Origin of the sequence: Oceaniovalibus sp. ACAM 378 (assembly GCF_008085915.1) — a bacterium.
In the GTDB taxonomy this organism is placed as follows: domain Bacteria; phylum Pseudomonadota; class Alphaproteobacteria; order Rhodobacterales; family Rhodobacteraceae; genus Oceaniglobus.
Genome location: NZ_VSJK01000023.1, coordinates 1 through 22,663, shown reverse-complemented (window position 1 = coordinate 22,663; position 22,663 = coordinate 1). Strand labels below are relative to the sequence as shown.

The 22,663-nt window shown below is 60.4% G+C and carries 14 protein-coding genes and 1 tRNA gene; all 15 read left to right on the top strand.

From position 1 onward, the window contains the following. Nucleotides 1-2: 2 nt before the first annotated feature. The 15 genes from tssF to FQ320_RS21925 all read left to right on the top strand — a co-directional run bounded on the left by tssF (nt 3) and on the right by FQ320_RS21925 (nt 22,571). Nucleotides 3-1,886, top strand: a complete 1,884-nt coding sequence (tssF, locus tag FQ320_RS21995; protein ID WP_148475452.1) for a type VI secretion system baseplate subunit TssF — start codon at nt 3-5, stop codon at nt 1,884-1,886. Then, nucleotides 1,850-2,905: a type VI secretion system baseplate subunit TssG gene (tssG, locus tag FQ320_RS21990; RefSeq protein ID WP_148475451.1), complete on the top strand. Its 1,056-nt coding sequence runs from the start codon at nt 1,850-1,852 to the stop codon at nt 2,903-2,905. Before tssF ends, tssG begins: the two co-directional genes overlap by 37 nt. Then, entirely contained in the window at nt 2,902-5,607 is a 2,706-nt protein-coding gene (gene tssH / locus FQ320_RS21985; protein WP_148475450.1) for a type VI secretion system ATPase TssH, read from the top strand. Before tssG ends, tssH begins: the two co-directional genes overlap by 4 nt. Nucleotides 5,608-5,682: 75 nt before the next feature. Next, the gene (locus FQ320_RS21980; RefSeq protein ID WP_148475449.1) at nt 5,683-7,836 is read left to right on the top strand and encodes a type VI secretion system Vgr family protein; all 2,154 of its coding nucleotides are present in this window, start codon (nt 5,683-5,685) and stop codon (nt 7,834-7,836) included. A 10-nt stretch (nt 7,837-7,846) separates the two neighbouring features. Beyond that, nucleotides 7,847-8,455 carry a hypothetical protein gene (locus tag FQ320_RS21975; protein ID WP_148475448.1) on the top strand — a complete coding sequence of 203 codons (609 nt, stop codon included), beginning with the start codon at nt 7,847-7,849 and terminating at the stop codon, nt 8,453-8,455. Further along, entirely contained in the window at nt 8,452-8,751 is a 300-nt protein-coding gene (locus FQ320_RS21970; RefSeq protein ID WP_148475447.1) for a PAAR domain-containing protein, read from the top strand. The genes FQ320_RS21975 and FQ320_RS21970 overlap by 4 nt, the downstream gene beginning before the upstream one ends. An 8-nt stretch (nt 8,752-8,759) precedes the next feature. Next, the gene (gene tagH / locus FQ320_RS21965) at nt 8,760-10,265 is read left to right on the top strand and encodes a type VI secretion system-associated FHA domain protein TagH (RefSeq protein ID WP_148475446.1); all 1,506 of its coding nucleotides are present in this window, start codon (nt 8,760-8,762) and stop codon (nt 10,263-10,265) included. Between the two features lie 31 nt (nt 10,266-10,296). After that, nucleotides 10,297-11,637, top strand: a complete 1,341-nt coding sequence (tssK, locus tag FQ320_RS21960; RefSeq protein WP_148475445.1) for a type VI secretion system baseplate subunit TssK — start codon at nt 10,297-10,299, stop codon at nt 11,635-11,637. An 18-nt stretch (nt 11,638-11,655) separates the two neighbouring features. Next, entirely contained in the window at nt 11,656-13,029 is a 1,374-nt protein-coding gene (gene icmH / locus FQ320_RS21955) for a type IVB secretion system protein IcmH/DotU (protein ID WP_148475444.1), read from the top strand. Then, nucleotides 13,026-16,601: a type VI secretion system membrane subunit TssM gene (tssM, locus tag FQ320_RS21950; RefSeq protein ID WP_148475443.1), complete on the top strand. Its 3,576-nt coding sequence runs from the start codon at nt 13,026-13,028 to the stop codon at nt 16,599-16,601. The genes icmH and tssM overlap by 4 nt, the downstream gene beginning before the upstream one ends. Beyond that, a complete protein-coding gene (gene tagF, locus FQ320_RS21945) occupies nt 16,583-17,254 on the top strand; it encodes a type VI secretion system-associated protein TagF (RefSeq protein ID WP_148475442.1) in 672 nt (223 codons plus the stop codon). Before tssM ends, tagF begins: the two co-directional genes overlap by 19 nt. After that, nucleotides 17,251-17,967, top strand: coding sequence for a PP2C family serine/threonine-protein phosphatase (locus FQ320_RS21940; protein ID WP_148475441.1), 717 nt, complete (start codon nt 17,251-17,253; stop codon nt 17,965-17,967). Before tagF ends, FQ320_RS21940 begins: the two co-directional genes overlap by 4 nt. A gap of 71 nt (nt 17,968-18,038) precedes the next feature. Then, nucleotides 18,039-18,114, top strand: a tRNA-Val gene (locus FQ320_RS21935). Between the two features lie 460 nt (nt 18,115-18,574). After that, nucleotides 18,575-21,001, top strand: coding sequence for an ATP-binding protein (locus FQ320_RS21930; protein WP_187394030.1), 2,427 nt, complete (start codon nt 18,575-18,577; stop codon nt 20,999-21,001). Between the two features lie 1,066 nt (nt 21,002-22,067). Next, nucleotides 22,068-22,571 (top strand): hypothetical protein, encoded by a 504-nt coding sequence (locus tag FQ320_RS21925; protein WP_148475439.1) that lies wholly within the window; start codon nt 22,068-22,070, stop codon nt 22,569-22,571. Nucleotides 22,572-22,663 lie beyond the last annotated feature (92 nt).

The window sequence follows — 22,663 nt, the reverse complement described above, 5'->3', positions numbered from 1 at the left end:
AGATGGATACCCGCCTGCTGCGCCATTACGAAAGTGAACTGAGCTTTCTTCGCGAGATGGGCGGAGAATTTGCCCAGTCCTATCCCAAGGTCGCCGCGCGTCTGGGGATGGACGCCTCCGAGGTGCTGGACCCCTATGTCGAACGTCTGCTTGAGGGGGTCGCGTTCCTGACCGCGCGGGTGCAACTTGAGCTTGAGCTGCAATATCCGGCCTTTACCAATCACTTGCTCGATATCGTCTATCCACATCTGATGGCGCCGACGCCGTCGATGATGATCGCCGAACTTGTGCCCGATATTGCTGGCGGCAGTCTTGAGGACGGCGCGCTGTTGGCGCGGGGCACGCAGCTGCGCTCGGTTCCGGCGCTGGGCACTCAGACGGCCTGTGTGTTTACCACCGCCCATGACGTGACCCTGTGGCCGATCGAAATCGCCGAGGCCGAATATATCGACGGGCGCGGCGAACTGGTGGCGGCTGGTGTTGCCGCCAACGGAACTGCGGGTGCGGCGCGGGCGGCGATCCGGCTGCGGCTGCGCCGTCCGGGCGGGGCACCGCTGGGCGATCTGCCGCTGGACCGGCTGACCCTGTATCTGGGCGAAGGGGCCAGTGACGGCTGGAAATTGCATGAACTGCTCTGTGCCGATTGCGAAGGCGTCGTGGCCCGCTCGACCGACCGGCGCGCCGACTGGGTGTTGCCGCTTGAGGGCGGGATCGAACAGCGCGGCATGTCCCGCGCCGACGCGCTGTTGCCGGTGCCGCGCCGGTCGCTGGACGGATACCGGCTGTTGCAGGAGTATTTCGCACTGCCCGAGCGGTTTCATTTCGTCGATATTTGCGGGCTGAACCGGGCGATGGCGCGCAGCGAGGGTGACGCGGTCGATCTGTATATTCTGCTGCGCAATGGCCGCGACGATGTCGCCACTGCCGTCACCCCTGCGGCGTTCCGGCTGAACTGTGTGCCCGCGATCAACCTGTTCGAGAAACGCTGTGACCGGGTGTTGGTCACCACTGCCGATGTCGAGCAGCATGTCGTCGCCGACCGTACCGCGCCGCTGGAATATGAGGTGTTCAGTCTGCTGGACGTTTCCGGGATCAGTGGCGGTGGCGAAGATGACATTCCGTTTCGCCCGTTTTATTCGTCCGACGAATTCACCGCCGCCAGCGGCACCGGCAACGCCTATTACAGCCAATCGCGCAAGATGCGCCAACGGACCGAGCGTGAGCGGCTCAAGGGCGCGCGCACCAATTACCTCGGGTCGGAAATGTACCTGTCGCTGGTCGACCGGACGCAGGCACCTTACGGCGCCGGGCTGACGCAACTGGCGGTGCGTGCCATGGTCACCAATCGCGATCTGCCAATGCTGTTGCCCACGGGCGGGTCCGGGGTGTTTCATCTGTCAGCCGGGGGGCCGGTGCTGTCGATCCGCACGCCGGTGTCGCCCACCCGCCCGCGCCCGACGCTGGCGCAGGGGGAAAGTGCCTGGCGGTTGATTTCCAATCTGTCGTTGAACTATCTGTCTCTGGTCGACACCGAACACGGCACCGGCGCCGAGGGCCTGCGCGAGCTGATCGGGCTTTACGCACCAAGCGGCGACCGCACGTTGCAACGGCGGCTTGAGGGGATCCAGCGGGTTGAAACCCGCCCCATCGTGCGCCGGATGGCCGACGACACACTGTCCACCGCCGTGCGTGGTCTGGAAATTGCGATCCACTGTGACGAAGACCATTTTGAAGGCGCCGGCCCCTATCTGCTGGTGTCGGTTCTGGCGCGGTTCATGGCCAATTACGTTACGCTCAATTCATTCACCGAAACCGTTCTGAAAACCCCCCAACGCGGAGAGATCGCAAGATGGCAACCCGAGAAAGGTCTGGGTCGGATGATCTGAGCCATCTCGAAAGACTGGCCCGCGATCCATCTGCCCACCACATATTTCTGGCCCTGCGGATGATCGAGGCGGCGCGCCCCGACGCCCCGCGTCTTGGGCAATCCAGCCGCCCGCGTCAGGATTCCGTACGTCTGGGGCAGGAACCGTCAATGGCATTCGCCCGCAGCACGCTGACCGCATTCACACCGCCCTGTGGCAAGACCCCCGGGCGGTTGGGCAATCTTGCCTTTGGTCTGTTCGGAGCGCACGGCCCGATGCCCGCCCATCTGACCGAATATGTCCGCGAGCGGAAACACAGCTTTCGCGACCCGACGCTGGCCGCCTTTGCCGACATGCTGACCCATCGGCTGTTGTCGCTGTTCTATCGTGCTTGGACGACCGGCCAGCCTGCACCGGGGCTTGATCGTGATGCGGGCGACGGGATGGATGCGCGGGTTGCAGCGCTCTCGGGCCATGCCGGTGGCGCGTTACAGGGCCGCGACGCCATGCCCGACATGGCAAGGCGGTACTTTACCGGCCACCTTGCCCGTGGACCGAAAAACGCGGCGGGACTGGAATCCATGCTTGCCGCGTTCTTTCGCGCGCCGGTGCGGGTGCAACAGTTTGTCGGCAGTTGGTTACCGCTGGAGCCCGATGACCGCTGGCAGCTTGGTGCCCGTGTCGGGCTTGGGCAGGGCACCGGGATCGGTGACCGGGTCTGGTCACGCAGCGCCAAGTTTCGCCTGCATATCGGCCCGCTGACTGTCGATGAATATCGCACGCTTCTGCCCGGCGGCGCGGCACTGGCACGTCTCACGGCGATTGTGCGCAGCTTTGCGGGCGACGCCTTGGACTGGGACGTCAATCTGGTGCTGCGCGCCGCCGAAGTGCCCCGTGCCAGTCTGGGCGGCGACACGCGGCTGGGGCAGACCGGCTGGATCGGAACACGGCCGGAGGCACGGGATGCGGACGATCTGTATCTTGTGCCGCCGATCAATGACAACAGGGCCGAAGGCCCATATGGGGGGACCGTCAGATGACAGAGATCAGCAGGGTTGCGCTGTTCGGCAAGCTGAACAAGGTCGGATATCAGGCGGTCGAGGGCGCCACGGTGTTCTGCAAAATGCGCGGAAATCCCTATGTGGAAATCGTGCACTGGCTGGCGCAGATCCTTCAGGGGCAGGACAACGATATCCTGCGGATCATCAAGCATTACGATCTGGACCCGGCCCGCATCGCCGCCGACATGCAAAAGGCGCTGGATGCCCTGCCGCGCGGCGCCACCAGCATTTCCGACCTGTCGTCCCATCTTGAAGAAGCGATGGAGCGCGCATGGGTCTATGGCTCGCTGATGTATTCGTCCAATCAGGTGCGCACCGGGCATCTGATACTGGGGCTGCTGAAAACCCCGGGCCTGCGCGGTGGGCTGCTGAATATCTCGGGCGAATTCGGCAAGGTCAAATCTGACGACCTGTCGGAGAATTTCGAACGGATTGTCGACGGATCCCCCGAGGATCGCCTGTCGCCGCAAGACGGCAGCCGCACCGGCGGCGGTGTCGAGCCGGGCGAGGCATCGGGCGCGCGCTCTCCTGCTGCCATGGGCAAGGAAGAGGCATTGCAGCAATTCTGCACCGACCTCACGCAACAGGCCCGCGACGGCAAGATCGACCCGATTGTCGGCCGCGACGAGGAAATCCGCCAGATCGTTGATGTTCTGATGCGCCGACGCCAGAACAACCCGATCCTGACCGGCGAGGCAGGGGTGGGCAAGACGGCAGTGGTCGAGGGTTTCGCGCTGCGCATCGCCCGGGGTGACGTGCCCCCGGCGTTGAAGGATGCGCGGCTTCTGGCGCTGGATGTGGGGCTGTTGCAGGCCGGAGCGTCAATGAAGGGTGAGTTCGAGAACCGCCTGCGCAGCGTGATCGACGAGGTTCAGGCCTCGACGACGCCGATCATCATGTTCATCGATGAGACGCACACTCTGGTCGGGGCCGGCGGGGCCGCGGGGACGGGCGACGCGGCGAACCTTTTGAAACCGGCGCTGGCGCGCGGCACCCTGCGCACCATCGGCGCGACCACATGGGCGGAATACAAGAAACACATCGAGAAAGACCCCGCCCTGACCCGGCGTTTTCAGGTCGTCGCGGTCGAAGAACCCAGCGTCGAGAAAGCCACGTTGATGATGCGCGGCATCGCCTCGATGCTTGAGGCGCACCACAAGGTTCAGGTGCTGGACGAGGGGATCGAAGCCGCGGTTGCCCTCTCGGCCCGTTATATCCCCGCCCGGCAGTTGCCGGACAAATCGGTTTCGGTGCTCGACACCGCCTGCGCCCGGGTTGCCGTGTCGCAGCATGCAGTGCCGGCCATGGTGGACGATGCCCGCCGGCGGATTGAATCGCTGGAGACCGAGCTTGAGATCATCGGGCGGGACGAAACCGCTGGCTATGATGCAACCGACCGCAAGATGGTGATCGGTGAAATGAAGGCCAGCGAAGTGGCGCGGCTTGAAGAGCTTACCGCCAAATGGGACGCGGAAAAGGCCATCGTCGTGGATATACTCGACCTGCGCGCCAAGCTGCGCGAGGGGGGCACCCCGGTCGAGGCCGCACCGGGCTCCGAAGCCGCAGCACCCAGCCCGCTGGACGATACCACCCGGGCCGATCTTTTGACGCAACTCAAAAAACGCAATGGCGATCTGACAGCCTTGCAGGGTGAAAATCCGCTGATCCTGCCCATCGTTGATGCTCAGGCGGTGGCAAGTGTGGTGGGTGATTGGACCGGTATCCCGGTGGGCCGCATGGTGCGCGATGAGATCGAAACCGTGCTGCATCTCGACACCCATCTGGCCAAGCGTGTCATCGGTCAGGACCACGCGATGCAGATGATCGCCAAACGCATCCAGACCTCACGCGCCGGACTCGACAACCCGAACAAGCCGATTGGCGTATTCCTGCTGGCCGGAACCTCGGGCGTCGGCAAGACCGAAACCGCGCTGGCGCTGGCCGAGGTGATGTATGGCGGCGAACAGAACGTCATCACAATCAACATGTCCGAGTATCAGGAGGCGCATACGGTCAGCAGCCTGAAAGGCGCGCCACCGGGCTATGTGGGGTATGGCGAGGGCGGTGTTCTGACCGAAGCGGTGCGGCGCAAGCCGTATTCGGTTGTCCTGCTGGACGAGGTCGAAAAGGCCCACCCCGACGTGCACGAAGTGTTCTTTCAGGTGTTCGACAAGGGCGTGATGGAAGATGGTGAAGGCCGGGTGATCGATTTCAAGAACACGCTGATCCTGCTGACCTCGAACGCGGGCAGCGACATGATCATGGACATGTGTTCCGACCCCGATCTGATGCCCGAGCCCGAAGGGATCGCCAAGGCGCTGCGCGAACCATTGCTCAAGATCTTCCCGGCAGCGTTGCTGGGGCGGCTGGTGACGATCCCCTATTATCCGCTGACCCCCGACATGATCGGCAAGATCACGCGCCTGCAACTGAACCGGATCAAGAAACGGGTCGAGGCGGCGCATGGGGTGCCGTTCTCTTATACCGACGATGTGGTCGAGTTGATTACCGAACGCTGTCAGGAGCTGGAATCCGGCGGTCGGATGATCGACGCCATCGTCACCAACACCATGCTGCCCGACATCTCGGCCGAATTCTTGAATCGGATGATGGAGGGCAAAGCGGTGGAAAAGGTTGAAATCGTTGTGAACGAGGGCGAGTTCGCCTATCGTTTTGACTAGGCGGATCCGACCCCGGGCCACGCCCCGGGGCCGGGCCCACCCCGAAATCGACGCCGCGCGCGTCAGGAGCACGCCATGCCCGGACCGGTGAATCCAGAAACCCACGGCCTTCGCATAGAGGGCGACTTTGGCGATGCCCTGTTCATTCTGGGCGCGCGGGTCGAGGAAGGCATCAACCTGCTGACCGAAACCGTGATCGAATTCGTCTGTACCGACCGCGAGATTGATCTGGAACCGCTGCTGGGCAGTGCCCTGCGCGTGGCGATCAAGACCGGCGATGGCGGCGAAAGGGTATTTCCGGGGATCTGTGTCTCGATCGAGTTTCTGGGCATCTTCACCGGCCCCGCCCATTACCGTGCCGTGCTGCGTCCGCGAATGTGGTTTCTGACCCGCAGCCGCAACAACCGTATTTTCCAGAACATGAAGGTGGTGGATATCATCCAGAAAGTGCTGGGCGATTATGGTCTGTCCAGCGATCTGAAAAACCGGTTGAACGGCACATATGAGCCGCGAGAATACACCGTTCAGTATGACGAGACTGATCTGGACTTCCTGTTCCGGCTTGGCGAACAGGAAGGGATCTATTTCCATTTTCCGGTGGTGGACGGGCGCGAGATGGTCGTGCTGGCCGATGGCGTCGGATCGCACACGCCGGTTCCGGGCAAGGCGGTTCTGCCGTTTGTGCCACTACACGAGTCCGGGCACCGGATGGGCGCTCATGTGTTCGACTGGCGCAAGGGGCTGGCGGCGACCAGCGGCAAGATGATGCTGTCGGATTTTGATTTCGAAACACCGGCAGCGCCGTTGAAGGCCACCAGTTCCATCCCGAAAGGGATCCACAAGGGCAATGACCACGAGCTTTATGACACGCCGGGGCGTTTCCGCAAACCGGACCTGGGCAGCCAGCGGGCCCGCATCGGCATGGAGGCCGTGGCCGCCAAACACCACACGGTTCGCGGCGCTGCCAATGTGATGAACCTTGAGGTGGGCGGGACGTTCAAGCTGGACGGTCACGCCCGGGCCGAAGAAAATGCCGATTGGATGGTAATCCGCGCCACCCATCTGATGCGCGCCCGTCCCAGCGACATCGCGCCGCTGGGTGTTTCCGCCCCCATCAGCGAGGATCTGTCCGTCTGGCAGGGCGGCGGGCTTGGCGGCGGCGAAGCGGCGGAAAGATCGGGTGACGATCCCTATCGGATCCTGTTTTCGGCGGTTCCCAAAACGCTGCAGTACCGCACGCCGCTGGTCACCCCATGGCCACGGGTGGTCGGGGTGCACACCGCCTTTGTCACCGGCAAGGCGGGCGAAGAGATCCACACCGACAAATACGGGCGTATCAAGATCCAGTTCCACTGGGACCGGGACGGTAAAAAGGATGAAAACACCACCTGCTGGGTTCGCTGCATGACCCCCTGGAGCGGCAAGCAATGGGGTGCCATCGCCATTCCGCGCATGGGACAAGAGGTTGTCGTACAGTTCGAGGATGGCGACCCCGACCGCCCGCTGGTGATCGGGATGCTGTACAACGCCGACAACATGCCGCCGTGGGACATGCCGGCCAACAAGACGCAAAGCGGGGTCAAGACCGACTCCTCCAAGGGCGGCGGCGGGTTCAACGAGTTGATGTTCGAAGACAAGAAGGGCGCCGAACTGGTGCGTTTTCAGGCCGAACGGGACTTCCGCCAGATCGTCAAGAACGACGCCGAAATCACCGTCGGGCTGGAGCATAAAAACAAGGGCGACATGAAGCTGACGGTGCACCGGCACCTGAGCGAGACGGTCAAGACCGGTGACCACGATTTCACCGTTGCCGCCGGCAATCAGACGATCAAGGTGAAAAAGGATCTGAATGAAACGGTCGAGGGCAAGGAGACCCAGACCGTCACCCTGGATGCGAACCGCACGGTGAAACAGGGAAATGTCAGCGACACGATCAAAATGGGCAACTACACCCAGACGCTGGACATGGGCAATCATGCGACCAAGGTGAAGCTGGGGAATGTGTCCGTGAATGCCGATCTGGGCAAGATCACCATGGAGGCGATGCAATCGATCGAGCTTAAGGTCGGCGGCAGCTCGATCAAGATCGATCAGATGGGCGTGACGATCAAAGGTGCGATGATGGCGTCGATGGACGGCACGTTGAAGACCGATATCAAGGGGACGATGGTCAATGTTCAGGGTCAGGCGATGCTGGTTCTGAAGGGCGGCATCACGATGATCAACTAGGAGGCGGCGAGTGGGCGAACGATTTGCCAATCTGCGAAAGATACCAAAGGAACCGGCGCGCCGGTTTCTGGCGCTGAGCAATGCCCGGCTGTCGGTGAAGCTGACATCACCTGCGGCGGCCCCGGTCGAAACCGTGCTGGCAGAGCTTGACGGCGTGTCGGCGCGGTCGGACATGATCCGCCTGCTTGCGGCGGCACTTCCTGCGCGTGAATGTATCTGGTGGGGGTGCCTTGCGGCGGGCGATCTGGTGTCTGAAGACGCGCCCTTGCCGCCACCCTTGGCCGCCGCCCGCGCCTGGGTGTTCAAGCCGACGGATGAAACCCGCGAGGCCGCGCGCCTTGCAGCAGAAACCGCCGACCCTGACGATGAAACCACGCTGTGCGGCAATGCCGTGGCAATGCACGACGGCAGGCTTGGCACCGGAGAGATGGCTGCGCACCGGGCACCGGCGGGTGCTGTCGGCACCTTTGTCTTTGCGCTGAACGTCATGTCCCTGTCCCGTGCGACGCCCGACACTCTGGCCGAACGGTACGATATGCTGATCGACCGGGCGCTGGACATTGCCCGGGGTGGCAACGGACGGCCCGGGGCGGGTGCGGCACAGGGAATCGCGCCATGAAACCCTGCGCGCGCCTGACTGATATACACGTCTGCCCGATGATCACACCCGGGGTGCCGCCGATCCCCCATGTGGGCGGGCCGATCACGGGGCCGGGGGCGCCGACGGTGCTGGTCGGCGGTATGCCTTCGGCGCGGATCGGTGACATGGCGGTTTGTGTTGGCCCACCGGATGCGATCGCTCTGGGATCATTCACGGTGATCACCCTTGGCATGCCGCAGGCGCGAATGGGGGACAGCACGGTGCATGGTGGTGTCATCGTGATGGGTATGCCGACTGTGCTGGTGGGCGGTTGAGGGGCGGCATGGGGATCACGTTGCATTTCCAATCAACCGGAACGGTGCCGGGATCGGGTGCGCCGGTCACCATGGTCGGCCCGTCGCTGACCGTCGGGCGCGGTGCCGAGAATGACCTGTGCCTGCCCGACCCCGGCAAGGTGATTTCCAAGAACCACTGCGCGATCGAGGATCGGGACGGCAATGTCGTGGTGATTGATCTGTCGACCAACGGCACCTTCCTGAACTACGGCAAGACGCCGCTGGGTCCGGTTCCCGTGCCGCTGAACGATGGCGATATCCTGACGCTTGGGTCTTACGAGCTGATGGTTGAGATTCGCCAGACCCGCCGGGCCGCCCCGATGGAGCCGCGCGGCGAAGATGCGCCGCCGCCGTCGCGATTGGGTGCCGACAGTGGGCTTGGCGATCTGCTGGGCGATGATCCGGTGGGCGCTGATGATTTTCTCGACGATCTGCTGGGCGATGGCGCGCCCTTGCGCGGTCATGCCGCCGTCAGCCGTCCTGACCTCGGCGAAGACGGGTTGCTGCCACCGCTGGGCGAGGATGACACCGCGCCGCTTGATCCGGACTTTGCAGAGGATCACCGTCAGGGGGCGAGCGAATCCACCCATTCAAACGCCGCCAGCGATGCGTTTCGTCCGGCCCGCGCGATCATCCCCGATGACTTTGATGATGACCTGATGTTGTCCGGCGCCCCGGTTGCGGACGAGGGACCGCAAGGAACCGAGGACGCGCCCTTTGCCGAGCCAGAGCCTGATTTCGGCTCTGCGCCCGCCTTCATCCCCGAAGACGCCGAATTTATCGACGACACGGCGCGGACGGATCCGGTTTCGCAACGCGATCGCCCGATAAGTCCTCCGCGATCCGCTGAAACCCAAACGGCCCCTGATTCAGGATCCGGACACGCAAACACCCCTGTCCCGCCCGCTGGCGATCAATCCGCCGCCCGCGCTTTTCTTGCGGCGCTGGGCGCTGCCGATCTGGAAATTTCCGACGCCGATCTGCCCGAGAGCATGGAACAGTTGGGCGGGGTCATGCGCGTGATGATTGAGGGGCTGCGCGACATCCTGATGACCCGCGCCAGTCTGAAATCCGAATTCCGAATTCAGCAAACCGTAATCCGGCAGGGCGGCAACAACCCTTTGAAATTCTCGATCAGCCCGGATCAGGCGGTCGAAGCGATGGTCAAGCCGCGCACCACCGGCTATCTTGAAGCAGGTGCTGCAACGCGCGAGGCGCTGGGCGACATCAAGGCCCATGAGATCGCGGTGATGACGGCGATGGAGGCGGCGCTGAAAGGCATCCTGCAACAGCTTTCACCCGAAACCCTGGAAGGTCAGATCACCGGCAGCGGCGGGCTGTCGGGCCTGCTGCAAGGAAAGAAGGCGCGCTATTGGGACGTTTACGAACAGATGTATGCAAAGATCTCGGATCAGGCGGAAAGCGATTTCCACGATGTCTTCGGGCGCGAATTCGCCCGGGCCTATCAGGCGCAACTGGAGCGGCTGAAATGATCCGCCGCTGTTCGATACGGGGGGCCATCTGATGTCTTGGGATGCAAAGGTTCTGTGGAACGAAGGGTTGTTTCTGCAACCGCACCACTTTCAACAGTCCGATCGTTACGCCGAGGCGCTGATTGGCGGATTGGCGCGGCGTATCTCGCCCTATGCCTGGGGTGTCTCGACGCTGGAGATCGACCGCGAGGTGTTGAAGGTCGGTCAGTTCGCGCTGAAATCGGCCAGCGGTCTGACCCAGGACGGCACGGTGTTCCGTATCCCCGAATCCGAAGATCACCCACCCGCGCTGGATGTGCCGACCGACACGAAGGACTGTGTCGTTTATCTGTCGGTGCCCCAGCGCCGTCAGGGTGCGCCCGAGGTTGACATGACCGGCAGCGAGCTGTCGGCGGCCCGCCTGCGCCCGGCGGAAATCGAGGTGACGGACGCAACCCAGCGCGGCGGCAAGGCGGTGCGTATTGCAGTGGGCAAGTTGCGGCTGCAATTCGCGCTGGACGTCGATGATCTGGCGGATCGTCTGGTGATTCCGATCGCCCGCATCATCGAGGTGCGCGCCGATCAGGAGGTGATCCTTGACGACGGCTTTGTGCCATCCTGTCTTGATCTGCGGGCGGCCAAACCGCTGGCTGGATTCCTCAGCGAACTTGAAGGCCTGCTGAACCACCGGATTACCGCGCTGGCCGGGCGGCTGACCGCGGGGGCAGGGGCCAAGGGCGCGGCCGAGGTACAGGATTTCATGTTGCTGGCCGCGATCAACCGCGCCTTGCCGGGGTTTCGCCATTTCACGACCTGCGACACCCTGCATCCGATCACATTCTATCGTGACTGTATCGCGCTGGCTGGCGAGTTGTCGGCCTTCATGGCACCCGAAAAGAAACCGACTGCCTTTCCGCCCTATCAGCACCACGACCTGACGGCGACGTTTCAGCCGGTGATCCGCGATCTGCGCCGCTTCCTGTCGGCGGTTCTGGAACAAAGCGCAGTGTCCATCGCCATCGAACCGCGCAAATACGGCATCTCGGTCGGGGTGATCGCGGATCGCAAACTGATCGGCAACGCCGAATTCGTTCTGGCAGTGAATGCCGACATTCCCGCCGAAAAGCTGCGCCGCCACTTTGCCGGACAGGCCAAGATCGGCCCGGTCGAAGAAATTCGCCAGCTGGTCAATTCGGCCTTGCCGGGGATTGGGCTGCGTCCGCTGCCCGTGGCGCCGCGCCAGATCCCATATCACGCAGGGGTGGTCTATTTCGAGGTTGATCCGTCCAGCGCGTATTGGGGCAAGATGACCACATCGGGCGGCATCGCGATTCACGTCTCGGGCGATTACCCGGGGCTTAGAATGGAGCTTTGGGCGATCCGTCAGGGGTGATCCGAAGAAGGGAGTGACATGGCCGAAGAAGATCCGTTCGCCGAGCCCGAGGACACCGATCGCACGGTGATCCGGCCCAATCCGGGCGGGCGGCGCGGCGTTGCGGCCCCCGGTCCGACGGCAACAGCCCCGGCCGCCGATCAGGCCCCGAACCCGGCCACTCCGCCCTCTGGCGCATCCGGCCCTGACGCCGTGGCGGGCGCGATGACCGGCATGAACCCGCTGAACGCCGCCGCCGCCACCCTGTTTTCACTGGTCAGCCGAATTCGCAATCGCGCCCAGCATCCCGATCCGGACGCTCTGCGCCGCTCGGTGGTGGCCGAGGTGCGCGCGTTTGAATCCCGCGCCCTGTTGGCGCAGGTCGATCCGCAAAAGCTCAAGGTGGCGCGCTATGCGATCTGCGCCACGCTGGACGATGTGGTGTTGAACACGCCTTGGGGCGGGTCGAGCATCTGGGCGCAGCAAAGCATGGTCGGCACCTTTCACCGCGAAACCGTGGGCGGTGACCGGTTCTATGACCTGCTGACCCGGCTGGAACAGGATCCGGCGACGAACATCGACCTGCTTGAATTCCTCTATGTCTGTCTGTCGCTGGGCTTTGAGGGGCGGTTGCGCGTCGAACAGGGCGGGACCGAACGGCACATGACGATCCGCGCCGGACTGGCCCGGATCATCCGCGCCCAGCGCGGCGAGGTGGAGCATGATCTGTCGCCCCACTGGCCGGGACTGGACAAGCCGCACAAGCGGTTGACGGCGTGGAAACCGGTGTGGATTGCTGTGGCGGTGACGGCAGCGCTTTTGGGGGGCGGGTTCATCGGCCTGTCGCACGCGCTGTCGCGCGACACCGAACGGGTGATCGGGCAGTTGTCGGTGCTGTTGCCCACCGGGGTCGCCACGCTGGAGCGTACCGCGCCGCCTGTGCCGGTCGTCATCGACGACGAGGAAGAGTTGAAGCGCGTTGCAGGTTTCCTGACCGCCGAGATCGAAGAAGGGTTGGTCAAGTTGTTTCAGGATATCAACACGATCACAGTCCGGATGGCCGGGGCAGGGATGTTCGCCAGCGGCTCGCCCAAGGTCAAGGCGGATTTCGATGTCGCTCTGGGCCGGGTGGCGGACGCGTTGAACGCCACACGCGGGCCGGTGATCGTTGCCGGACACGCCGACAACATCGCCCCGAGTGCGGGATCGCGGTTTCCCACCAATATGGCGTTGTCGCTGGCCCGCGCTGAATCCGTGTCCGAAACGATTGCTGCAAAGCTGGACGATGCATCGCGTCTGAAACCCGAAGGCCGGTCTGACAAGGAGCCCATCGCGTCGAACAAAACCCCCGAGGGGCGGGCCGAAAACCGGCGGATTGAGATCGTCCTCGTGCGCACCGGGGTCGAACAATGAGGGTCTTGCGCGCCATCTTTTCCAGCATCGGCATCACGCTGATCGTGACCGCTGTTCTGTCGCTCTGCCTGTGGTTTCTGGGCGGCTACCTTGGATTTGGCGAAGCGCGACCGTTTGACGGGCCGGTGGGCCGTGTGGTGGGGATCGGCGTGCTGTGGATCGCCGCGCTGCTGGTGATCCTGCTGATGCTGCTGCGCCGCCAGAAGAAAGACCGCGCGCTGACCGAAGACATTGTGGCCAGCGTCGAACCCATTGCCAATGACGACGACTCTGAGGCGGTGCTGGCCGATATCGGTGAGATGCGCGAAAAGCTGAAGGCGGCGATGCTGAAGCTGCGCAAGTCGAAACTGGGCCGACGCAGCCTGTATGAACTGCCATGGTACATTCTGATCGGTCCGCCGGGGGCAGGTAAAACGACAGCCATCGTCAATTCTGGTCTGCAATTCCCGTTGGCCGATGAGACCGGCGCGGGGGCCATCGGCGGGGTTGGCGGCACGCGCAATTGCGACTGGTGGTTCACCGACAATGCCGTGCTGGTCGACACGGCCGGGCGGTACACCACACAGGAAAGCGATGCGGTTTCAGACAATGCCGCATGGCTCGGGTTTCTGGGGATCCTGAAACGCCACAGAAAGCGCCAGCCGATCAATGGGGCAATCGTGGCGATTTCGCTGTCCGACCTGTCGATGCAGGATGAGGTGACTCAGGCCGCCCATGCCGCCGCCATCCGTCGTCGCCTGCACGAGCTGCGTGAAAAGCTGGGCGTGCGGTTTCCGGTCTATGTGCTGTTCACCAAGGCCGATCTTCTGGCCGGATTTCAGCAGTTCTTTGACCCTTTGGGCAAAGAAGAGCGCGGGCAGGTTTGGGGCTTTACCCTGCCGCTGATCACCGGCAAGGGCGAGGCATCGCCGCTGGCCCGGTTCGACGACGAATATCGCCTGTTGGTCGAACGTCTGAACAGTCAGGCGCTCGAGCGAATGCAGTCGGAAACCGACCCCGCGCGCCGGTCCCTGATCGCCGGATTCCCGTCGCAGGTGGCATCGGTGAAACAGGTGGCGGCGGATTTTCTGGGTCAGTTGTTTCAGGACAACCGGTATGAATACCGCCATGTGCTGCGCGGCATCTATTTCACCTCGGGCACGCAAGAGGGCACGCCGATTGACCGGCTGATGCTGGGCATGGCGCGCACCTTTGGCATCGGGCGTCAGGCAATCGGCACCGGGCAGGGCACGGGGCGGTCATATTTCCTGACCCGGCTGTTCGATCAGGTGATCTTTCGCGAAAGCGGGCTGGTGTCGGCGGATGACCGGGTTGAACGGCGCTATCGCTGGACCAAACGGGCCGCAATCGCTGCAACGCTTTTGATTGCCATCGCCGCCGGGGCGCTCTGGACGCGCAGTTTCATCGGCAACCGCGCGCTGGCCGCCGAGATCGAGGTCCGGGTGCAGGAGTTTCAGAGCGTCGCGGCTCAAATTCCCGGCAGCCCGATTCAGGACTCCGACCTGCCGCTGGTCGTGCCCGCGCTGAACATCCTGCGCGATCTGCCGGTCAATCCGGTGCAGGGGCCGGTTGCCGTACCGTCGGATCTGGGCTGGGGGTTGTATCAGGGCCGGGTGATCGGCAACGAGGCCGCGCTGAGTTATCGCGCCGCCCTGAACCGGATGTTCCTGCCGCGGCTTTTGTTGCGTCTTGAGGAACAGATGCAGGGCAATATCAACAACGCCGAACTGCTGTATGAGGCGCTGAAAATTTATCTGATGCTCGGGCTGACCGGCCCGCTGAGCGTCGATCTGGTGGCCGAGTGGATGGAGGTGGATTGGTCCCTTGCCTATCCCGGTGCACCGCGTGCGGAACTGCGCGCCGATTTGGCCGGGCATCTGGACGCCATGCTGTCACAGCCAATGGACAAGATCGCCCTGAACAACGATCTGGTGGAACAGGTGCGCGGCATCCTGACCGCCATGCCGCAGGCCCAGAGGGTTTACAGCGGCATCGTCAAAAGCACCGCAGCCGCCGCATTGCCGCCGTTCCGGTTGACCGATGTTGGCGGGCCGAACCTGCAACGGGCGGTGGTGCGGTCATCGGGGGCGGGACTGTCCGACGGGATCGAGGGGATTTATACCTATCGTGGCTTTAACGAGGTGTTCCTGAACGAGGCGCTGGGCGTCGCCACAAGGATTCAGCGCGACGCCTGGGTGCTCGGCCCGCGCGGCGAGTCGGACAACCCCGAAACGGCGCTGATCGCACTCAGCCGCGATGTGCTTGATCTGTACTACAGCGATTTCGTGGCGCGTTACGACAAGCTACTGGGGGATATCGACATTATCCCGATGCAGTCGCTGTCTCACGCGGTCGAGGTCACCAACGTTCTGTCGGGGCCAACGTCGCCCATCGTCAACATCCTGAAGGCAGTGGCACAGGAAACCGATCTGTTGGCCCTTCCCGAAGAGGCCGCTTTGGCCGAAGGTGCAGGCGCAGGGGCGGGGGCCGTCGCCGGTATTCTGGTAAACCGCAAGCTGTCGCCATCGGGGCGATTGTTTCTTGAAACCATGGGGGCGGCAACTCCGGTGGGCGAGGCCCCGCCACCGCCACCCGGCGCCTATGTGACCGAACGGTTTGCATGGCTTCACGATCTGGTGCGCGGACAGGATGGCCAGCCCAGCCAGCTTGAAAATCTGATCACTACCCTGACCGAAGTGTACCAGGAGCTGAACAAGCTGAACATCGGTGGCGGAGTGGCGACGCCCACGGGGGATTCGACCGCGCTGGCCCGGTTTCAACAGGTTGCAAAAGGGCTGCCCGGCCCGATGGAGCGTTGGAGCACGCAGATTGCCGCCGGATCGTCGGGGATCGCGGCGGGCAACACCCGGTCGGGCATCGACGGGCTGTGGCAGGCCAATGTGATGCCGTTTTGTCAGCAGGCAACCGGCGACGCCTATCCGTTCAACCGGCGGGCGACCTCGGACATCGCGATGCAGGATTTCACCCGGTTGTTCGCGCCGGGCGGAATGATCGATGCGTTCTTCGCCGAGAACCTGTCGAAATTCGTCGATGTGCGCACCCGGCCCTGGACCTTTCGCAAGGTGAACGATGCCGATCTGGGGATTTCCAACGCCGTGCTTGAACAGTTCGAACATGCGGCTGCGATCCGTGATGCATTTTTCGCCGGTAATCCGGAGCCGAAAGTGCAGTTTCAGATCACCCCTGAGGCGTTGGACCCGAGCGCACAGGCGATTGTGCTCGAGATTGACGGGCAGCAGATCGGTTTTCAGCAGGGCACCGGCCAGCCGCGCCCGGTGGCGATCACCTGGCCCGGACCGGTCGGATCGGCGCGGATCAACTTCCTGCCCCCGGCATCAGGATCGGAAAGCGGCTTTACCCGGGAAGGGCCATGGGCGTGGTTCCGGATGCTCGACGCCGCCGAAATCCGCAAGACCAATGCATCGGATCGCAAGCGTGTGATCTTCAACGTTGGCGGGCGGATCGCGATTTTCCGGATGCAATCTGGCTCGGTGCTGAACCCTTTCGCACTCCCCGCGCTGGGGGCGTTCAAATGCCCCACGTCGTTTTGATCATGGGGTTCGGGGTCTTCGGCAAGTTCCCGGGTGCGGGTGACTTCGTGCGCTCGGGGCTGGCTCAAGGTTTTGTCGAACCGTGGGACGCATGGTTGCAGAGGGAATTGCCGGGGGCGCGTGCCGCGCTGGGATCGCGCTGGCAGGGGTGTTATCTTTCGGCGCCGATCTGGCGGTTTTCGCTGGCGCCGGGGGTGGCCGGACCAACGGCGATGCTGGGGGTTTTGATGCCTTCGGTTGACAGGGTCGGGCGGCAATTTCCGCTGACCCTCGCCGCGCCAGTGTCTTCGCCCGCCGCACCGCCAGATCATGTGGCGCTGCACCTTGCTGCCCATGTGATCTTTGCCGCACTTGAAGATGCCGCGCTCGCGATGCTGGATGACCGGCCCCTGATCGAATTGCAGGCGTCGCTGACTGCTATCGATCTGCCCGCCACACCGGTGCTTTCAGGCAACGGGGCGCTGCGGATCGATCATGCCGATGATCCTGCCCCGGCCCTGGCTGCGGCCCATCTTGGCCCCGGTCTGCCCGCGCTGTTCACCGCGCGACTCGACAGTGGATTTCGGCTGCTGCGTCCGGCCGGTCTGCCCCGCGCCGCTGTCTTTACTGCCCTGTTCGACACCGAGGCACCGGTCTGGAGCGCCGCCGCATGACACATCACATCCGCCATTCCGCCGTCACCCATGTCGGGCGGGTGCGGCAGGTCAACGAAGACAGCCTGCTGGCGCTGCCCGACCAAAAGATATTTCTGGTCGCCGATGGTATGGGGGGCCATGCAGCGGGGGATTTCGCCAGTCAGACCGTGGTTGAAACCGTTGCCGCCCTGCCGCCCGATCTGCCGCCAAACGAGCGTATGCAGGCCCTGCGTGGGGCGCTTGAGGCGGCGCATCAGGCGATCGTGGCGGAAAGCGCGCGGCGCGGCGGTGCAACGGTCGGCGCTGCGGTCGTGTCGTTGATATTGGCAAACGGCCATTTCGCCGCCTTCTGGGCGGGGGACTCGCGGTTGTACCGGTTGCGCGACCGGGCGATTGAATTGTTGACCTCGGATCACTCGATCGTTGCCGAATTCGTCAAGGCAGGAAAAATGACCTGGGACGAGGCCGAAAATCACCCCCAATCCAATGCCATCACCCGCGCGATCGGGGTCGGCGACGAACCGGGGCTGGAGAAGATCCGCGGCGAGGTGTTTCCCGGCGACCGTTTCCTGCTGTGTTCCGACGGGTTGAACAAATATGCCTCTTTCGAAATGCTGCGCCGCGCCATGCAGGGCGCGCCGATCGAAACGGTGGCGGACAAACTGCTACAACTTGCCCTGGACGGTGGCGGGCAGGATAATATTACAATCATCGTCGTCGATGTGATCTGACACTAGGTCGTGCGAAACTTGTGCCGTAGCCCCTTGCAAACCCTCCCCCGCCCGGGCTAAAGCCGGATGGCGGGTCGTTAGCTCAGTTGGTAGAGCGTTTCGTTTACACCGAAAATGTCGGCGGTTCGAGCCCGTCACGACCCACCAAAATCAATGACTTAGTGGACTTTTCCTCAGTGTGTTCCCAATCTGGGGCGAAGTGTTCCCAAAGTTGAACGTGGAATCGTGTTCCATCTAATGCGATCGACGCATAGAGGCTCCCATATTTGGTGTCTTTATCGCGTTCAGGCATCTCAGCACTTAGATCATAATTTGCGCCACCGTCTGAAAATGACTGGTCTTTTCACGGGATTCCTGTGAACAGATGTCTACACGCGCCAGGACCATTCAGTCCCCCAAGCCTCTAATGTTGCAGAATTCGAAACAAACGCCTCTGTAAGTTCAGATTGACGTCATATTGTTGCCCTTTTTGCAGGGCAACCACCACTCAAACTACAGTGGCGCCATATCAATTTACTACGTGTTTTCTGTCGTCTGCATAAGCCATACATTCAATAGGTGAGAGATGTCTTCAGATCACAGTGCGCGATGGTTCCAAGGGATCAGTTTGATTTTTTTTCTTGGTCTAACCTATTTCTCATTTTTACTAGTACACAAAATTGCAGAAAGTAGATCACAAGAAGCCTTTCAGGTTTTGGTCGATCAAAGCCTCATCTCCCTTGATCGACGTTTCGAAGACTACAGTCGGCTCCTTGATGGTCTTAATGGTCTAGTAGTAGTTTCTGACCAAGTAACCGCGTTAGAGATGTCAAACTATGCTAAAGCTCTGAACGTGAATGATAGTATGTTCATGCTTGATGCAATCGGTCTTGCCACGGCGGCCCCTGAAGAAAATGGCCTGCGAGGTAATTTGTTCGCGCTTACTGATAGCACTAGTCAGTTCAGAAGTTTGCCATCTACGCTTCAGGCCGATCGTTTTGTCGTGGAATATATTGAGCCACTCGCCAGCCACCAAATGTTTCTGGGACTGGATTTTGCAAGCAAGCCCGATCTTCTTGCTATCGCAAAAAAATCTCGTGATACGGGGCAAACTCTTATAGCGGGACACTTCTCAGATATCGTTCCTCAAATCGGCGAATCTCGGCCATTTATGCTTAAACCTATATACAAATCGTTGCAAAATACGTATCTTATGAAACCGCAGAAAGATGATTTTATTGGCTTTGCATTTGCGGTGTTAAATGTCGAGGATTTCTTCAAAGGCCTAACAACTGCGCAAGGCAGAATGATCGAAATACAGACCGAATTTAATGCAAACACGGCTATCGATAATATCAAAAATGTACCCGCGACGGCCATTGACGCACCAGATTATGGCCGTCGCCAGTCGATTGAGAAATTCGGGCAAACCTTCTCGATGTCGTTTGCAAGTACACCGCAGTTCGACTCTATCCAGCCGTTCCGAGCGAGGTGGGTCGTTCTGACATTAGGGCTTTTGATTACGGCATTGGTCAGTACAATATTGCGTGTGTTGATCAGGAAGAACCAGACAATCGCTGTCACCATAGCGCAAAAAACCCGAGACCTTGAAACGCAAGACAAAGAGAAGCGCTCCATTCTTGAGAATGCGATGCTTGCGATCCTGTCGGTAAATAAATCAGGCGAAATCCTCCATGCAAACGAGGCCGCACTGAAACTTCTGTTGCCGCTCACGAGCCAGATCTGTCTGAGTGAAAAAACCCTCAGTGAATTGCTGCCTGACATGGATCTGCAAGGTGTTGATGGATGGTCAAAACTACATGTGACTTCGGCGATCGAGGAAGCTGAGCCACTGATTATCGAAGTCGAAAAGAAGACGTGGTTCACTGCGGAAGGTGAAGAACGGACTACGTTGCTGATGCGCGATATCACCGTCACCGAACGGCATGCAAAGGAGATTGTCGAGGCTGAGCAACGGTGGAACCTCGCTCTGATGAGCGTTCAAATTGGCGTTTTTGATATTGATTTAGAGCGCGAAACCTCAATCGTCTCCGATACTTGGCTCGAGAACATGCAAACTGAAGCTCGTTCAGGCTGCAAAAATCCCTATCAAGAACAGATGGTTCGCATGCATTCGGATGACCTTGTCCTTTTCAAAGAAGCAGAAGCGGCCTGCATCGAAGGCCGCACAGACCGCGCTGAAGTTCGTTTTCGCGTAATTGTCGCCAATGATGAATGGCGCTGGATCAAGTCCGATGCCGTCGTGGTAGAGCGTGCCCCAGACGGGACCGCCCTCAGGATGCTCGGGATACAGATGGATGTGACAGAATCCTTCAAACTGGAGCGGATGAAACGTGATTTCGTCGCCACTGTCAGTCATGAACTTCGGACGCCTTTAACTTCAATCAAAGGCGCGCTCGGACTTTTGCAAGCTCAGTCGCAGGCTGAAAAACCCAAGGGTTCTGACCGATTAATCGAGATTGCTTTGTCAAACTCTGACCGCCTCGCCAGCCTTGTTGACGATATTCTGGACATGGAGAAAATGAATTCGGGCAATATGAACGTTGAAGTGAATTCGTTCAGTCTTAATGAGATTTTGAGTGATGCATCCCGACAGTTCGAAACTTATGCCTCGCAGTGGAACGTCGGAGTGGAAGTGCCGAAGCCTGAAGTTGAACAGATGATTTCAGCAGACAAGAAGCGTGTTATTCAGGTTTTGACAAACCTTCTGTCGAACGCATGTAAGTTTGCGCATTCCGAGACAATAGTGCGGCTTACTGCCGAAATTCTGCCAACCCATATGAAAATTTCAGTGAGCAATTTTGGGCCGGGTATACCCGAAGAGTTTCGTAGCACAATATTCCAACCCTTCTCACAGGCAGACAACTCCGACGCCCGTAAGCGAGGCGGCACCGGATTAGGGCTGAGCATCTCGCGAACCTTGATTGAATTGATGGGTGGCACGATCGGATTTGAGAGTGAGCCGGACCAAGAAACCGTTTTCTGGTTCACCTGCCCTTTGACTGACGCTTCAGAAGTTTTAGCTGTGGTGTAGTTCAACTTCGCGCGCCAATTCGATGAGCTCCCTTTGAGAGATGCCTGTGATGTCCAGCCGCAAGGAAAATTGGCGAAAGTATGCTATTCACTTTTTGTGCCTGAAGTTGGACCCGAAGGCAGCAATCGCACAACGCGCAGCTGTGGGCTGGTAGCGGGCCCAAGAAGCATCACGCGCGAATGGCAGCTAAGGGTCGTTCGAAATAGATGAGCAAGGAGGGCGGAATGCTGACCGCCGCTGCGCTGTTCATGAAGGTCTGCTCAGCGGGCTGGTTCTCGCTCTGGCTCTGCAGACCAAGCAATAGCCTGAGCGCTCCATTATAAGATTTGCACCACCTCGAATTTGATCGTAGCCTCGCCACAAAACGATAGGTAGATTCATTACGACGCAAATACACTTCCTTTTTTTCGCACGTCTAGGCGGATACATGTTCAATCCTTTTAAGCCCGAAGGGCTAAGTTTACAGACGCTCAAACAGGCTTGGAGGTTGAGATACGAGGGGAGGGAAGCCATGACGAGCCTTGGGAGGGATTTAAAGACTTAAAAGTTCGTGCCAAGGTTTCCTTTTGTGCAACGGAGGATAAAATTGGTTTTGTCGAAAAATTGATCAACGACTGCATCGTCATGCCCGATGAAGCACCCGTCTCACTTCCATAAATATTAAAACACCGAGGGGAAGTGGTCACGTCTGATGGAGAGACTGCAAAAGGTTACAGCCCCACGTCAGAATTTTTGCCAAAAGAGGTGCAGGAGATTTTGATTTCCACAGGCAACGAGCTCAGCGAACATCCTGACCGTTTTGTTAAATTGCTCCGATGGCTATCAAATGCCGACGGTCAAGCCGACGTTCGAGAGGAGAAGGACTCGAGGTTCGGACTTTATTGGAAAACTACACAAGAAGAGTATCATCATGTCCCAATGCCTAAGCAGGGACCTTTTGATCTAGAAATGCAGGCGGGCCTTCAATGGACGGACCAAACTAGGACACCAGCTCTTACGCGAGGCTACAGGCATTGTTGAGCACAATCCTCGAAGTGCGCTGCTCATATGCTATTCAGCGCTTGAGGTGGGGGCTAAGCAACACATCGGGGCTTGCGTTCCTGACGCACTTTGGCTTGCTGAGAATTCGCCTACTCCGCCATTATTAAAGATACTCAAAGACTATTTACCGAAAATTCATGATGGAAATGAAAGCTTTTACAATTGGAGTAGAATTAGACCTCTGTTAAATAAAACAATTACAAGTTTTACAGAAGACCGCAATCGACTTGCACATCGTGGTGAGAAAATAGCAGGAACGCTAGATGATTATCTGCGGTTAACAGAAAACCTTATGTATGCTTTTGATGTCTTTGAAGGGCATGATTGGGCAAAAGATCACGTCAGTAAGGAATTTGCTGACAAGCTAGGCTGGGAGCAGACAAGCGGCCACCGCCTTGGTTCCTTCACGTGGCTTCGTTGCACAAATCCCATGAAGGATTCATCTCGCGAAGCCAGCGTGGTAGCTGGGATGGATGAGCAGACCTTCGCCCCCGACCTACAAGACCAGAAACTGGCCGGCCTACAATGAAGCGCTCAAGCGCCGTGGCTCGCTAACGATCCACTGCCCGGCAGACGCTGCTTGTAGCGATGAGAGGGTGGTTTGACCCAGAGATGATCTGG

Bases quoted from the DNA above. Each gene is read 5' to 3' on its own strand.
- FQ320_RS21940 (WP_148475441.1), top strand. From the start codon at position 17,251: ATGACACATCACATCCGCCATTCCGCCGTCACCCATGTCGGGCGGGTG.
- FQ320_RS21980 (WP_148475449.1), top strand. From the start codon at position 5,683: ATGCCCGGACCGGTGAATCCAGAAACCCACGGCCTTCGCATAGAGGGC.
- FQ320_RS21970 (WP_148475447.1), top strand. From the start codon at position 8,452: ATGAAACCCTGCGCGCGCCTGACTGATATACACGTCTGCCCGATGATC.
- tagH (WP_148475446.1), top strand. From the start codon at position 8,760: ATGGGGATCACGTTGCATTTCCAATCAACCGGAACGGTGCCGGGATCG.
- tssG (WP_148475451.1), top strand. From the start codon at position 1,850: ATGGCAACCCGAGAAAGGTCTGGGTCGGATGATCTGAGCCATCTCGAA.
- tssK (WP_148475445.1), top strand. From the start codon at position 10,297: ATGTCTTGGGATGCAAAGGTTCTGTGGAACGAAGGGTTGTTTCTGCAA.
- tssF (WP_148475452.1), top strand. From the start codon at position 3: ATGGATACCCGCCTGCTGCGCCATTACGAAAGTGAACTGAGCTTTCTT.
- tssM (WP_148475443.1), top strand. From the start codon at position 13,026: ATGAGGGTCTTGCGCGCCATCTTTTCCAGCATCGGCATCACGCTGATC.
- icmH (WP_148475444.1), top strand. From the start codon at position 11,656: ATGGCCGAAGAAGATCCGTTCGCCGAGCCCGAGGACACCGATCGCACG.
- tssH (WP_148475450.1), top strand. From the start codon at position 2,902: ATGACAGAGATCAGCAGGGTTGCGCTGTTCGGCAAGCTGAACAAGGTC.
- tagF (WP_148475442.1), top strand. From the start codon at position 16,583: ATGCCCCACGTCGTTTTGATCATGGGGTTCGGGGTCTTCGGCAAGTTC.